This window comes from Mesorhizobium sp. DxT (assembly GCF_058448885.1).
This window is the reverse complement of record NZ_JBZFLJ010000009.1, coordinates 149,806-163,790: the sequence shown is the minus strand read 5'-3', so window position 1 is coordinate 163,790 and position 13,985 is coordinate 149,806. Positions and strand designations below refer to the sequence as shown.

The window sequence follows — 13,985 nt, the reverse complement described above, 5'->3', positions numbered from 1 at the left end:
CCCTGTCGTCAAGTTGTGAAACCGACCCTCAGAATGCGCTCTGCTATCTCGGAACTGTGGGGATTGGAACTGGCGGCCAAGGCGATCAGGCGCTGCGCACAACGCACGCAACGCCCGACGGCGGCTGACTTTCGGCAGGCCGTCAGTCAAATGCCACCGTCAGCGGCACCCGCAATATCTTGAAAGATCGGCTGGCGAACAGCGCCCCTGCGCCGGCGTCTCCGCCCTAGCCGCCGAGTTCGTGCAGGAGCGCTGCTCCGGTCCGGATACCGTCGACGAAGCGCACAATCTCCAGGTTCTCGTTGGGCGCGTGGTTCGCCTCATCGGCATTGGCGTAGGGAATGACAAAGGCCGGCTTGTTGAGGATCTTGGTGAAGACGTAGTCCGGCAGGCTGCCGCCGACCGTCGGGTACATCAGCGGCTCCACCCCGCGCGCCGCTACCACGGCGCGCCGGATCGGCTCGGCGTAGCGCGAATCCATCGGGGTCTTCGACGGCAGCATGCCGTTGAGCGGGACGAATTCCACGTCGGGGGCATGCTCCTTCACATGCGCAGCCACCTTCTCGAACACGTATTCAGGCGTCAGGGGTTCGACGAGGCGGATGTCGCATTTTGCGAATGCCTCGCATGGCAGGACGGTCTTCATCCCCGGCCCGCCATAGCCGCCATGCATGCCGTTGATGGTCAGCGTCGGGTGGAACATCAACCGGTCGTAATAGCCGCGGTCGCGCGGCTGATCGAGTTCACTGAGGCCAAGCTCGGCCTTCAATGCGTCGAGGTCGAGCGGCAGGCGGGCGACGGCATCCCGCTCATAGTTCGTTGCCGGAATGACGGGCTCGGTGAGGCCATTGATGGTGATCTCGCCGGTGGGGCTTTTCATGGTCGCAAGCAGATGAACCAGCTTCCAGATGGCGTTCGGCACGACGCCGCCGAAATTGCCCGAGTGTACGTCTCTCGAGGCCGTACGGACACGGAGCTCGAATGCCGCAACGCCACGCACGCCGAACGTGACCACCGGTGCGCCGCTTTCGTGCAGCGGGCCGTCCGAGGTCACCACGAGGTCGGCGTTGAGCCGGTCGGCATGTTCTCGAACGAAATCGGCGATGTGCGGGCTGCCGATCTCCTCCTCGCCCTCGAGCAGGAAGATGACGTTGCAGGGCAGCTCGCCGTGAACGGCCAGGTGAGATTCGATCGCCAGAAGCTGGGCAAAATGCTGGCCCTTGTTGTCACCGATGCCGCGCGCATAGATGCGACCGTTGCGGATGGTCGGCTCGAAGGGCGGGCTTTCCCACAGTTCCAGCGGGTCCGGCGGCTGCACGTCGTAATGCCCGTAGAGAAGCACGGTCGGCTTGTCCGGTGAGACCATGCGCTTGCCGAGCACCATCGGATGGTTCGCCGTCGGCACGGCCTCCGCGTCGAAGCCGAGCCCGGCGAGATGGTCGACGAGCATTGTCGCCACTTCGCGAATGCCCAGATTGTGAGCGCTTATTGAAGGGTGGCGGACATAGTCCATCACCCGCTCGATGAAGCTGTAGCGGTTCTGCTCGATATGCGCGAAGACCGGCTCAAGACGGCTGTCGATCGTGGTCATTGGGCGGCTCCCTCCCGGGACAGGATAAGCGCGCCGGTCTCGTGGACGTGTCCCGTCCAGCCCGGTGCGACAAATGTGGTGGTATCGAGCTGGGTCAGGATCATTGGGCCGCTGAAGGTGGCACCGGCCCCGAGCCCTGCGCGGTCGACAAGCGGAACCCTCGCTTCGCCGGAGGACAGATGCACGGTCGCCTCGTCATAGGCCTCCACCTTGTCTCCATTCTCGATGATACCGATCGGAGCGGCGGCGGTAAGCCCTGAAGCCTCGACACGCAAGGTCACCAGTTCGATGGCAGCGTCAAGCGTGAAGCCGTAAAGCGCGCGATGCTCGTCGGCAAACGCAGCTTCCAAGGCCTCGACGCCGTCCACCCAACGGATGGCAATCTCGCCGCCCTGACCATGATAGCGGAGAAGCGCGACGCGCTGCACGCGGCGCTTCTCGTCGGCGACGCCTTCCTGCTCGAACCAGTCCAGCGCCTGCGCTTCCAGTTCGCCGAAGACGGCGTTCGCCATGGTTGTGTCGATCGCGCCCGCGCGCGGCAGGGTACGGCTGAACTCCGCCTTGAGATCGGCGGCGAGAAGCCCGTCGGCACACAGAACGCCCGGTGCCGGCGCAATCATGATGCGCGAGATGCCGAGCAGCTCGGCCAGCGCACAGCCGTGCAGCGGACCCGCGCCACCGAACGGCACAAGCGTGAACTGGCGCGGATCGTGGCCGCGCTCCACCGAGACGACCCGCACGGCGCCCACCATATGGTTGTCGACAATCGCGAGGATGCCACGCGCGGCCTCCTCGATGTCGAGCCCCAGCGGGCTTGCGACACTTTCCGCAACGACCCTGCGCGCGGCCTCGACATCGAGCGCCATGCGTCCGCCGAGCAGTTTCGACGGCAGATGGCCGAGCACGACATGGGCATCCGTCACGGTTGCCTGCTGGCCGCCATGACCATAGGCGGCAGGGCCCGGCCGTGCGCCCGCGCTGCGCGGACCGACCGAAAGCGCGCCATCCTCGACGGCGGCAATCGACCCGCCGCCGGCACCGATGGTCACCATGTCGACCATGGGCAGCGGCAGCGGCCATTCGCCCACCTTGCCGTTCTGGGTCAGGCCGATATGCCCGCCCTTGATCAGGCAGATGTCGGCGCTGGTGCCGCCGATGTCGACCGTTATGAGATCGTCGATACCGCAGGCAGCCGCGATCGCGCGGGCGCCGACGACACCGGCCGCCGGCCCGGAAAGTGCGGTCAGCGCCGGTGCCTGGCGGATTGCGGATGCGCCGGCCACGCCGCCATTCGACTGCATGAGGAGAAGCGGCGCGGAGACCGCCTCGTCCTCCAGCCGCTGCTCTAGTCGGCCTACATAGGTGGTCACGCCCGGCATCACCGTGGCGTTGAGCACCGTCGTCAGCGAGCGTTCGTATTCGCGAACGACCGGCAGCACGTCGACCGAGGTCGTCACCGCGAGATGCGGCAGCCGTTGCCGCAGGATTTCGGCGGCGCGGCGCTCGTGCGCCGGATTGGCGAAGGCGTGCAGGAGGCAGACCGCGACAGCTTCCACATCCATCGAGGCGATGGCCTCGGCGGCGCGCTCGACGCTCGCCTCATCGAGCGCGCGCTCCACGCCGCCGCCCGGCGCGATCCGCTCGTCGATCTCGATGATGCGCGACGCGGGTACCGGTCGCTCCGGCTTCACCCATGTGTAGAGATTGGCCTTGCGGGGAATATCCTGCCGACCGATCGCCAGCACATGCCGAAACCCGCGCGTGGTCACGAGCGCCGTGCGCGCGCCCTTGTCCTCGAGGATCATGTTGGTGGCGACGGTGGTGCCGTGCAGCACCTGCTGCAGCTTCGATGCGGGCGCTCCCGCGTCGGCAAGCGCGAGCCGGATGCCGTTCAGGAAGGCTTCCGAAGGATCGGAAGGCACGCTGGGCGTCTTGGCGCGCCAGACCTGTCCGCTGGAGCGGTCAAGCAGCGAGATGTCGGTGAAGGTCCCGCCGATGTCGACGGCGATGGAAAGTGCCTGATCAGTCGAGTGCATCGACATAGTCCTTGCGATGGAAACGGCGGGTGGCGGGGCGCTCGGAGCGCAGGCGTCTGGTGGCGACTTCGTCGACACGGCCGTCGACGATCTCGACGCCGTAGAGTGCACGGGCCGCATCGACGCTGACATAGCCGCCGAGCACGTCTTCGAGCACCTTGGCAAGCGGCCGATCGTAGGGATGGCCGTAGCCGCCACCACCGCCGGTCTCGATGCGCAGGATGTCGCCCCGCACGAGCCGGTTGCCGTCCGACAGCGGCGCGAGCGGCCGCTCCCTGTCCGTTCCCGGGTTGACGACAGCGCGGCCCACGCCGCCCGACATGCCACCTTCGATGCCCCAGGGCGGGTTCTTCACGCTGTCGATTCGAACCGCAAGCACGGCGTCCTCTGCCAGCACCTCATATTCGCGCACGATACCGCAGCCGCCGCGATACGCGCCCGCGCCGCCGGAATCCTGCATGACGCCATAGGTGCGCAGGCGAACGGGATAGCCCAGTTCGAGAAACTCGACCGGATAGTTCTCCTGCGCGACGAAATAGACCGCGTCGATGCCATCGGCCTCGGGCCTCGCACCATAACCGACGCCGATGCCGTCGGCCAACAGGAAGCGCTGGAGATCGCCGGACTCATCGCGGAAATTGCCGCGCATGATGGAGATCACATAGGCGGAATTGGCGGCAGGCGCTCCGCCATTCGCCACGTTGAGCAGGCCGTTGATTGCCGAGATCACCCGCATGGTAGTCAGGCCGCGCATGCCGAGCGGTGCCGGGAAACGCGGCAGCAGCAGCGAACCCTCGCGCAGACGGACTTCGTCCAGTGCGTTCGGCCCACCGGCATTACAGACCTGGGACGGGTCGCCGCCGAGATAATAGAGCCCGAGCGCCATGCCCGGAACGCCCCGGTTCATCAGATAGTTGACCGGGCCGGGAGCCTGGTCGTCGCTCTCGCTGGCGTCGAAAAGGAAGCGGTCTTCTCCGTCTGCGCCCTTCTCGCGGGTGAGGGAGAAGCGAATCTTGAAGGGACCGTTGCCGTGCCCGTCACCATCGATGGCATCGGTGAAGGAGTGGGTGCCGTAGTCGAACGTCTCAGCGAGCCGGTCGCGCACAAGCCGGCGCGTCCGGTCGAGCAACTGGGCGAAGGCGTCCTCGACGACATCGGCGCCAAAGCGGTCGACAATCTCGCCCATGCGCTTCACACCGAGATCGACGCTCGCCATCAGCGCGCGCATGTCGCCGTTGCTCTGCTCGGGAAAGCGCGAGTTGCGGTGGAAGATCGACAGCGTCGCCTCGTTGACCTTGCCCTCATCGGCGAGCTTGGTCACGGGGATGATGATGCCTTCCTGGTAGATCTCGGTCGCATCCGGGCTGATCGAACCCGGCCGCAGCCCGCCGATGTCGGCGAAATGCGCCCAGCTCATCACGAATGCGCAGCGGCGGCCGTCCTTGAAGACGGGCGCCAGCAAGACCTGGTCGTTGGAGTGCGAGACCGCGCCCCGTGAACCGTAGCAGTCATTATACCAATAGAGATCGCCCGGCTTCATCTCGTCGGCCGGGAACTTCTCGAATACCGGGCTCGTCATGTCGCCGAAGATCGGCACCATGGACCCCACCGCCATGATGCCGTCGGCATCGAAGAGCGCGGTGTAGAAATCCTTCTTCTCGCGAATGAAGGCGGAGATGGCGGTACGCTCCAGCAACGCCTCCATTTCCGATTGCGCGGCGGCAATAGCGCCGCGGATGATCTCCAGAGAAATGGGATCGCACGCGCGCTCCTCCCTCTCCGGCCGGTCGGCCAGTTTTGCGGCCGTGGTTGTCTGATGCATCGAATGGTTTCCTGTTGATGCGTTCATAAAGTGACGACGACGTTTCCCAGATTTCCGCCGGCCTCGACGGCGCAGTGGGCGTCGGCGATGTCCTCGAGGGGGAAGGTTCTGGCGATGGCCACGCGCAAATCGCCCTTGGCGGCAAGCTCGGCAATACGAAGCTCACCTTCGAGGCGCTCGGCCTTCGGGATCGCAAACCCCTGGATCACACGCAGGTTGGCGCCCTTGTTGGCAAAAGCGTAGTAGTCGAAAACGGGCTTTGGGTCGCTGGTCGAGGAATAGGACGCGATCGTGCCGTTTACCTTGAGCGCGGCAATGTCGACTGCGTGATTGGCTCCGAAGTCGACTTCGATCACACGATCCACGCCCTTGCCGACGGTAAGATCGAGGACGTGGGCTGCGACATCCTCCTGCCGGCGGTCGATGATTTCGTCGGCGCCGCCAGCGCGCGCGTGCTCGGCGGCCGCCGGGGTCGAAACGGTGCCGATGACCCTGGCCCCACCCGCTTTGGCCATCTGCACCGCGCAATGACCGACAGCCCCCGCAGCTCCGGCAACCAGAACCGTCTGGCCTTCCACCGTTCCGTCGGCGAAGACAGCGCGATACGCGGTCATCGCCGGCACGCCCAGACACGCTCCCGCCTCGAAAGACATAGCGTCAGGAAGCTGCACCGCCTGCTCGGCGGGCAGCGCGATCAGCTCGGCCGCCGTGCCGAAAGCGCGACCAGCCGTGCCATATCCGCCCTGTGCGTTCCACATCCAGACGCGTTCACCCACGCGTGACGGATCGACCCGGTCACCCACCGCAACAATCTCGCCAGCCCCGTCGCAATGTGGAATGACGAGCGGATGCTGCATCGCCATGCCGTTCCATCCGGCGCGCCGTTTCACGTCCGCTGGATTGATGCCGGACGCGCGAACGCGCACCAATACCTCGCCCGGCCCTGCAACCGGGTCCGGCCTTTCGCCGATGACGAGCACGTCTGCAGCGGGACCGGTCCGGGTATAAAAGGCACAGCGCATCAATCGGCCCCTTCGAAGAGGTGGCACGCGACCTGCCGCGTCCCGGTCTGCCTCAGCTCGGGCACTTCCTGGCTGCAGCGGTCAAAAGCGTGCGGACAACGGTCGCGGAAGACGCAACCAGAGGGTGGATTGCGTGGGTCAGGCGCGCCACGGCCGATCGGCAACGCATCGTGGCTCTGGTTCGGGTCCGGCACGGGAACCGCCGCAACCAGCGCCTTGGTGTAGGGGTGCAGCGGTTCGTGGACGATGTCCTCGGTCGGGCCGTCCTCCATCACCTTGCCGAGATACATGACGATGGTGCGCTCGCACACGTAGCGCACGAGGGCGAGGTCATGGCTGATATAGATGGCGGTCAGGCCGAGGCGATCGCGCACGTCGCGAAAGACATTGAGCACGCCGGCCCGCACCGACACATCAAGCATCGACACCGGCTCATCGGCAACGACGAAATCGGGTTCGAGGATCAGTGCGCGTGCCATGACAACACGCTGCAACTGCCCGCCCGAAAGCTGGTGCGGATAGCGGTCGAGATACTGGCGCGGTTCGGGCAGGCGAACGAGTTCCAGAACGGAGACGATGCGCGCCTCGCGTTCGGCCGAGGGGACGCCTGCATTCTCCAGCGGCTCGGACAGGGTCTGACGGATTGTGAAGCGCGGGTTGATCGCGTCGAACGGGTTCTGGAAGATGAACTGCGCGCGCGAGCGGTAACGCTTGAGCGCCTGCCCCCTGAGGTCAGCGATCTTCTCGCCGTCGAAGCGGATCGCGCCGCCGGTCGCTTCTTCCAGCTTGAGCAGCAGGCGCCCCATCGAGGTCTTGCCACAGCCGGATTCTCCCAGAAGTCCGACGCTCTCGCCACGGCGTATGGTGAAGGTTACTCCGTCCACGGCCTTGACCACTGGCGGGTTGCCGCGCAGCGCCGACAGCGCACCACCGACCTTGTAGTGAAGCCGGGCATCCTCAATGCTGATGAGTGGTGCCGAAGTCTGCATTGTCATGCGACCTCCCTCCCCATCCAGGTTTCGATGCGCGCCGCCTTTTCTCGCAGCGCGGCCGCTTCGCCGGCCCGATGGCAGGCCACGGCGTGGTCGGCGGCAATACCCTCGAGGGGTGGCTGCACGGTTCGACATGTGTCGAGGACGAAGGGGCATCGCGGCGCGAAGCGGCAGCCCGGCGGCGGAAAAGCCAGGTTGGGTGGTGCGCCCTCGATCGGGGTCAGCACCCCGGACGCAGCACCCTGAAGGTCGGGAAAAGCGTTGCGCAGCCCCATCGTGTAGGGATGGGACGGCTCGGTCAGCGTCGCCTGCATGGTTCCGGATTCGACGACCTTCCCGGCATACATGACGACAGTGCGGTCGCAGATATAGGCGACCACCGAGATGTCGTGCGTGACGAGAATGACCGAGATGCCGAGCGCGGCCTGCAGTTCGCGAAGCTGATCGAGGATCTGGCGCTGGACGATCACGTCGAGTGCCGTCACCGGCTCGTCGGCGATGACAAGTTTGGGATTGAGCGCCAGCGCCAGGGCGATCGCCACGCGCTGGCGCATCCCGCCGGAAAACTGGTGCGGGTAGTCCGACAGACGCCCACGGTCGATGCCCACCAGCTCGAACAGTTCCTCGCAGCGCCTGCGCGCATCCCGGCGGCCGAGCCCGCCACGCCGCCGAAGCACCTCGTTGAGCTGGTACTCAACGGTGTAGACCGGATCGAGTGAGTTCATCGCGCTTTGCGGGATGAATGCGATGTCGCGCCAGCGCAGGGCGTTCATCTCGCGCTCGGGAAGCGTCACGAGGTCCCGCCCGCCGAACATCATCTGGCCGCCGGTGATTGCGGCATTGTCGGCAATGACGCGCGTCAGCGCCCGCGCGACCGTCGTCTTGCCGCAGCCGGACTCTCCGACGAGCCCGACAATCGAGCCGCGGGGCACATCGAAGCTCGCACCGTCGACGGCATCGATCCTGCCGGAGCCGACTTTATAGCTGACCTTGAGGTCGCGGACGGAAAGCAGGGGTTCAGTCATCGGCCAAGCTTGGGAAAGAGGATGTTTTCGTAGCCGCGCGTGATGAAGAAGCCGGCGGAAACGACGAGGATGATGCAGATGCCGGGCGGCACGAACCAGTAGTAGGCCTGTTTGGCCAATGCCTGGCTGGCGAAGGCGTCCTGCAGCATGTAGCCCCAGCTTATCGACTGCGGATCTCCGAAGCCGAGGAAGGAGATCGAGGCTTCCGTCAGGATGGCCCATCCGATCGCGATCGAACCGTAGAGAAACGACAACGGCAGGATGTTCGGCGCGATGTGGCGCAGGATGATCTTCATGTCGGAAGAGCCGGCGACGCGCGCGGCGTCGACATAGCCGCGAGAGCGCAAGGTCAGCACCTGGCTGCGGATGACACGTGCCGTGTCGCGCCACAGAACCAGCGCCATGGCGATCACGACGTTCCAGATCGATGGCTCCAGGAACGCCGCCAGCACGATGACGAAGGGCAGGAACGGAATGCCGAAGGCGATGTCGGCGAGGCGCATGAGGATCATGTCGACCCAGCCGCGGAAATAGCCCGACACCAGCCCGACGATCGAGCCGATCAGCGCCACCATGAAGGCCGCCGTGATGCCGATCAGCAGGGCCGAGCGCGAGCCGTGGACGATCTGGGAGAAGATGTCGCGGCCAAGGCTGGTGGTGCCGAGTATGTAGCCGTCCTCGCCAGGCCGCAGGTCGGCGGCGAGATTGTAATCCGGGGTGTAGAGAATCTCCGTCGGATCGTACGGCGCTAGCTGGTCGGCGAAAATCGCGGTCACTACGAATACCGCGTAGATCAGCAGTCCCAGAACGGCAAACGGGTCGTTCAGCGGCAAACGCAGGCTGCGGAACATGCGTCCGATCAGGCTCGGCTTTCTTTCCACCGCGGCATCAAGCATGGCTGATCCTCGGATCGAGCAAGGCATAGAGAAGATCGGCGATCAGGTTCATGACGATGACCACCACGGCAATCATCAGGAACGCGCCCTGCGCCAGCGGATAGTCGGAAGCCGAAACCGCGTTGACGAGTTCGCGCCCGAGACCGGGCCACGAGAACACCGACTCGACCACGACATTGCCTTGGAGCTGGTAGCCCACCGCGATTGCAAACGAGGTCATCACCGGCAGCAGCGCGTTGCGCGCCGCATGGCGCACCACGACGGTCCAGTTCGACAGGCCCTTGATGCGCGCCATGGTGACGAAGTCTTCCTTCATGACGTCCAGCATGTTGGAGCGCATGAGAAGCAGCGGCAGGCCCTGGCTGTAGATCGCCAGCGTCAGCGCCGGCAGCGCCAGGTAGGTCAGGAAATCGCGCGAGGTGTAAAGCGCCCACAAACTGTCGTAGTTCGCGCCGGCCGGGCGCGTGCCTCCGGCGGGAAACCAGCCGAGATTGAAGGAGAATATCGCAAGCAGCACCATGCCCAGCCAGAATTCGGGCATGGCCCGCGTCGTCAGCACCAGCGGGATTGCCGCATTCTCCACGACGCCGCCACGCTTCCAGGCGAGATAGGCGCCGGCAAGAATGCCGAACACATAGGCGATGATAAGCGAGGTGAAGGTCAGGATCAGCGTGTTGGGCAGGAGCGCCAGGATGCGGTCGGCGACGGGCTCGCGGTACCGGAAGCTCTGGCCAAGCTCACCCTGCAACAGATTGCCGACATAGATGAAGTATTGTTCCCACAGCGGCTTGTCCAAACCGAACTGCGCCATCAGCGCCTGCTGCTGCTCGACGGTAAAAGTGGGATCGATGTAGGCCGCCATCGGGTTGCCCGGCATAAGCCTGAACATCAGGAACAGGATCGTCACCACGGCCCAGAGAACAAGCAGGAGCTGAAGCGTACGGCTGAGCGCCGCCTTCAGGTGAGGCATGGGAGAACTCCAACGTCGGCGCGGGAAACCGAGCGGTACCGCCAGATCGATGGCGGCACGCCGACCGATGCCAGCGTGCCGCCCGGTATCAGTTATTTCGCGAGCTCTTCGGTCTTGTCGCCCGGATAGTGCAGGCGTCCGCCTTCGAGCGTGTAGCCCGCCTCTTCGAGCATCCGCGCCGCGACATCGGTCCCGGTCTCGAACCCGTCCATCACGGCCGCATCGTACCAGAACTTGAGCGCCGGAGAGATGACGGAATTGGACGGTTCCGCAAATCCGCGGAAGGCAGCACCCACGATCAGACGGCGGTCGACAGCCTGAGAGAGAGCCTTGCGGAATGCGGGATCGTCGAACGGCGCGCGGCGGTTGTTGAACGCCACGTAGCGGAAGCCCATCTCCACCGTGGAGACGACCTCGAGATCGCCGTCCTGCTCTGCCGCCTGGAGCAGCACCTGCGGATCGCCGGAAAACTCACCCATGAAGTTGATCTCGCCGGAGCGCAGCATGCCAAGCGCAGCCTCGACGTTGGGGACGATGCGCAGGATCCAGCGATCGGCCTTCGGCGCATTGAAGTGGTCCTTGTTGGCGGAGAGGACGATTTCCTCATTTGTCAGCCAGCGCTCGAACTTGAACGGACCGGAGCCGATCGGTGTCTGCTCCTGATAGCTCTCGGCGTTCTCTTCCTTTGTCTTCAGGTCCTCGATCACCGGCTCCCAGACATGCTTGGGGATCAGGTTGATCTTGGCAAGGCTGGAGGTGATGAAGGATGCGGCAGGCTGCTTCAGCGTGAACACGAGGTTGAGGTCGTCGACCACCTCGATCGTCTCGATGTTGGACGCAAACGGCGCGTACATCGGCGCTTCACCGGAGACCGCGGTCTCGAAGGAGAACTTGACGTCCTCGGCGGTCAGCGGCTCGCCGTCATGCCATTTCATGCCCTCGCGGAGCTTGACCTCGATGGTCTTGTCGTCACGCCATTCGTAGCTTTCAGCCGCCCAGGGCTTCGGCAGGCCGTCCGGGCCGACGCGGGCGATACGGTCGTAGACCAGCTCGAACACCCAGCTATCGACGCCGCCGGAGATATAGAGCGGATTGATCGCCTGAACGTTGTCACCCGAATTGAGGATGATGTCCTTCTGCTCGCCCAGCGGCTCCAGCGACATGAAGGTCCAGGTGTTGCGGATGCCGATGCCGCTCTGCTCGACGACGGAGTCCTTGTTCCAGACCGTGTTGTCGAAAGCGAAGGTCTGCCGCGGATGAACCAGCATCATGTTGGGCTGGTCGGCAGCCAGAATTTCCTGCGCCTTGTAGATCAGGCCCTTGCGCGCTTCCTCGTCGATCTCGACGCGCTGCGCTGTCGCCACTTCATCATAGGCCGGATTGATATAGCCGATGAAGTTATAGCCCTTTTCGGCCGTGGAAGAATGGAAGAGGTTGTAGATGATCTCGTCCGGGTCGGACCGCTCCGGACGGCCCACCATCTGCCAGGCTGTCACATCCCACGCATCGCGCTGGTACCAGACGATGTCGGACATCTGCTCCCACGGCATCACCCGAACGTTCACGTCAAGGCCGAGCTTGCGCCATTCCTGGGCGATGAGCTGGATCGACTGGAACTCCTGCGGCTGCGCAGCCTGAGGACGGGTAAAAAGATCGATCGTGCGGATCTGGTCGCCGGCAAGAGCCGGCATCACGGCTGACGCCGCGAGAATGGCAGCCAAGCTGACCGCCTTGAAGCTGGACCTCATGCTAGTTCTCCTCTGGATGGGTATCGTTTGCTCTTATTGGCGCGTCGTTTATGCAACGCGCAGGGTCTCCACGGACTGCCCGGCCTTCATCTTGGCGGGCGTCGGGAAAGCGGTCTTCGAATGGGACAGACCCATAGATACAAGTGTTTCCAAATGCTTGAGCGCGGCCTTGCCGGCGTTTACGGCCGGCGCGCCGACGGCAGCCGATACCTCGTCCGCCATATTGAGGAACGACATCGTCATGCAGCCAAAAAGCAGGGCGTCCGCGCGATCCTGCTCGACGCACACCTTGGCGACATCGATCAGGCGGGATTTCGTCGCCTCGGGGTCCTTCATCAGATCGAGCACGGGTATGCCGGTTGCGCGGACCGAGGCGAGCTTGGCCTTGACGCCGGCCCTATAGGCGAGCAGCTCCTGACCGGCAGCCATGCTGTCGAAGATGGTGAGGATCGAGAATTTGTGGCCGAGCCCGGCGGCAAGCAGCATGGAACTTTCGCAAGGGCCGACCACCGGCATCGTCACCATCTCGCGCGCGGCCTCCAGGCCGGGATCGCCGAAACAGCCGATGATGGCACCATCGAAGCCGTCACGCTCGCAGTTCATGATCAGCTCGATCGTGGCGGGCACGCACATCGCCTCTTCGTAGGCGGACTCGATCGAGGCGGGACCGCTGGGCACATCAACCACCGAGACCTCAGTGCCCGGAAACGCCCAAGAGTTCAGAAGCTCCTCACGGCGACGCATCTCCTTGGCCCCCATCGACGTCTTCGACATCGGCCCTGGTACGACGTAAGCGATCCGCATTGACTCACCCCTCATGTTTCATTAGATGAAACTACGTTTCTTATTACGCTCACTAAATCACAATTTTCCGATATTGCAACAGCCCATCGGCTGACGCGATAATCGATCCGGGAGGACACCATGACAAAAGAGGGGCAGGATCGGGATTACCGGATCGCAGCGGTAGACCGCGCGCTTCTCGTGCTGGAAGCCCTCGGCGAGAAGCCGGGCCAGGGTGTCACTGCGCTTTCGAAGTCCCTTGGCCTGACCAAGTCGATCGTCTTCCGGCTGCTGCAGACGCTTGAGGAGCGCGGCTTCGTCTTCCGCGACCCGGAGCTGGCCGTCTATTCGCTCGGCTACCGGGTGGGCGTTCTCGGCGAACGTGTCGGACGCGACGGCAGCCTTCTGTTTGCGGCGCGGCCCGTGATGGATGCACTGCGCGACAGGACCTCGGAGAACATCAACCTGGTCGTGCGGGAGGGGTCACGCTCGCTGGTGCTTGCAACACGCGCGGGACACCACTCCATCCGCCTCTTCGCGCAGGCCGGCCGCAACGGCCCCCTCCATGCCGGCGGCGGCTCGCTGTGCCTGCTCGCGTTTGCCGACCAGAGCGTCATCGACGCGGTGCTGTCCGGGCCGCTGGAAGCCTTCACACCCTACACGATTACCGATCGCGACAAGCTGCGCCAATTGCTTGACCGAATCCGCGCAAACGGCTTCAACATCGCGCTCAACGACCTCGACGAAGGCGCGTTTTCCGTCGCCGCGCCAATCATGGGACCGCATGACGATGTCATCGCGTCGATTTCCGTCGCGGGCGCGATGGTGCGCTTCGACGAAGAGCGCCGCGAACACTACATCCAGGCCGCGCGCGAGGCAGCGGCCGAGATTTCTTCGAAGCTCTCGCTCCATCCCGGCGACCCCGCGCAGATCGGCACGGCGCTGATCGCCTAGGGCCCGTTTCCCTTTCCACGACCGTTATGCAGGCGAGGCCGGGCGCGTCATTCACGCGACCGGCTTTACCGCGCGCATGAGCTCTGGTAGCGTAAATTCGTTGTGAAACAATGTTTCATTGAATAAAACAAGACGGGGAGCCTTCC

At 64.4% G+C, this 13,985-nt stretch carries 11 protein-coding genes; 1 reads left to right on the top strand and 10 read right to left on the bottom strand.

Features of this window, described 5'->3' with window-relative positions; genetic code table 11:
- Nucleotides 1-226 precede the first annotated feature (226 nt).
- The 10 genes from ACVJNE_RS17640 to ACVJNE_RS17595 form a co-directional block, all read right to left on the bottom strand.
- A complete protein-coding gene (locus ACVJNE_RS17640; RefSeq protein ID WP_499567668.1) occupies nucleotides 227-1,591 on the bottom strand; it encodes a M20/M25/M40 family metallo-hydrolase in 1,365 nt (454 codons plus the stop codon).
- Nucleotides 1,588-3,627 (bottom strand): hydantoinase/oxoprolinase family protein, encoded by a 2,040-nt coding sequence (locus tag ACVJNE_RS17635; protein WP_499567666.1) that lies wholly within the window; start codon nucleotides 3,625-3,627, stop codon nucleotides 1,588-1,590. Before ACVJNE_RS17635 ends, ACVJNE_RS17640 begins: the two co-directional genes overlap by 4 nt.
- Entirely contained in the window at nucleotides 3,614-5,449 is a 1,836-nt protein-coding gene (locus tag ACVJNE_RS17630) for a hydantoinase B/oxoprolinase family protein (protein ID WP_499567664.1), read from the bottom strand. Before ACVJNE_RS17630 ends, ACVJNE_RS17635 begins: the two co-directional genes overlap by 14 nt.
- Before the next feature lie 23 nt (nucleotides 5,450-5,472).
- Nucleotides 5,473-6,471: an NADPH:quinone reductase gene (locus ACVJNE_RS17625; RefSeq protein ID WP_499567662.1), complete on the bottom strand. Its 999-nt coding sequence runs from the start codon at nucleotides 6,469-6,471 to the stop codon at nucleotides 5,473-5,475.
- Nucleotides 6,471-7,466 carry an ABC transporter ATP-binding protein gene (locus ACVJNE_RS17620; RefSeq protein ID WP_499567660.1) on the bottom strand — a complete coding sequence of 332 codons (996 nt, stop codon included), beginning with the start codon at nucleotides 7,464-7,466 and terminating at the stop codon, nucleotides 6,471-6,473. Before ACVJNE_RS17620 ends, ACVJNE_RS17625 begins: the two co-directional genes overlap by 1 nt.
- Nucleotides 7,463-8,488, bottom strand: a complete 1,026-nt coding sequence (locus tag ACVJNE_RS17615) for an ABC transporter ATP-binding protein (protein ID WP_499567658.1) — start codon at nucleotides 8,486-8,488, stop codon at nucleotides 7,463-7,465. Before ACVJNE_RS17615 ends, ACVJNE_RS17620 begins: the two co-directional genes overlap by 4 nt.
- Nucleotides 8,485-9,384, bottom strand: coding sequence for an ABC transporter permease (locus ACVJNE_RS17610; protein ID WP_499567656.1), 900 nt, complete (start codon nucleotides 9,382-9,384; stop codon nucleotides 8,485-8,487). The genes ACVJNE_RS17615 and ACVJNE_RS17610 overlap by 4 nt, the downstream gene beginning before the upstream one ends.
- Nucleotides 9,377-10,354 carry an ABC transporter permease gene (locus tag ACVJNE_RS17605; RefSeq protein WP_173187552.1) on the bottom strand — a complete coding sequence of 326 codons (978 nt, stop codon included), beginning with the start codon at nucleotides 10,352-10,354 and terminating at the stop codon, nucleotides 9,377-9,379. Before ACVJNE_RS17605 ends, ACVJNE_RS17610 begins: the two co-directional genes overlap by 8 nt.
- A gap of 92 nt (nucleotides 10,355-10,446) precedes the next feature.
- Nucleotides 10,447-12,102, bottom strand: coding sequence for an ABC transporter substrate-binding protein (locus ACVJNE_RS17600; protein ID WP_499567654.1), 1,656 nt, complete (start codon nucleotides 12,100-12,102; stop codon nucleotides 10,447-10,449).
- A 48-nt stretch (nucleotides 12,103-12,150) separates the two neighbouring features.
- On the bottom strand, nucleotides 12,151-12,906 hold the full coding sequence (locus tag ACVJNE_RS17595; protein WP_499567652.1) for an aspartate/glutamate racemase family protein: 756 nt from the start codon (nucleotides 12,904-12,906) through the stop codon (nucleotides 12,151-12,153).
- A 120-nt stretch (nucleotides 12,907-13,026) separates the two neighbouring features.
- On the opposite strand from ACVJNE_RS17595, the gene ACVJNE_RS17590 reads away from it, so the two are divergent.
- On the top strand, nucleotides 13,027-13,839 hold the full coding sequence (locus ACVJNE_RS17590; RefSeq protein ID WP_499567650.1) for an IclR family transcriptional regulator: 813 nt from the start codon (nucleotides 13,027-13,029) through the stop codon (nucleotides 13,837-13,839).
- The last annotated feature ends 146 nt before the right edge of the window (nucleotides 13,840-13,985 follow it).

Excerpts from the sequence above, each read along its gene's own strand:
- ACVJNE_RS17640 (WP_499567668.1), bottom strand. The coding sequence starts at position 1,591 with ATGACCACGATCGACAGCCGTCTTGAGCCGGTCTTCGCGCATATCGAG.
- ACVJNE_RS17635 (WP_499567666.1), bottom strand. The coding sequence starts at position 3,627 with ATGCACTCGACTGATCAGGCACTTTCCATCGCCGTCGACATCGGCGGG.
- ACVJNE_RS17630 (WP_499567664.1), bottom strand. The coding sequence starts at position 5,449 with ATGCATCAGACAACCACGGCCGCAAAACTGGCCGACCGGCCGGAGAGG.
- ACVJNE_RS17625 (WP_499567662.1), bottom strand. The coding sequence starts at position 6,471 with ATGCGCTGTGCCTTTTATACCCGGACCGGTCCCGCTGCAGACGTGCTC.
- ACVJNE_RS17620 (WP_499567660.1), bottom strand. The coding sequence starts at position 7,466 with ATGACAATGCAGACTTCGGCACCACTCATCAGCATTGAGGATGCCCGG.
- ACVJNE_RS17615 (WP_499567658.1), bottom strand. The coding sequence starts at position 8,488 with ATGACTGAACCCCTGCTTTCCGTCCGCGACCTCAAGGTCAGCTATAAA.
- ACVJNE_RS17610 (WP_499567656.1), bottom strand. The coding sequence starts at position 9,384 with ATGCTTGATGCCGCGGTGGAAAGAAAGCCGAGCCTGATCGGACGCATG.
- ACVJNE_RS17605 (WP_173187552.1), bottom strand. The coding sequence starts at position 10,354 with ATGCCTCACCTGAAGGCGGCGCTCAGCCGTACGCTTCAGCTCCTGCTT.
- ACVJNE_RS17600 (WP_499567654.1), bottom strand. The coding sequence starts at position 12,102 with ATGAGGTCCAGCTTCAAGGCGGTCAGCTTGGCTGCCATTCTCGCGGCG.
- ACVJNE_RS17595 (WP_499567652.1), bottom strand. The coding sequence starts at position 12,906 with ATGCGGATCGCTTACGTCGTACCAGGGCCGATGTCGAAGACGTCGATG.
- ACVJNE_RS17590 (WP_499567650.1), top strand. The coding sequence starts at position 13,027 with ATGACAAAAGAGGGGCAGGATCGGGATTACCGGATCGCAGCGGTAGAC.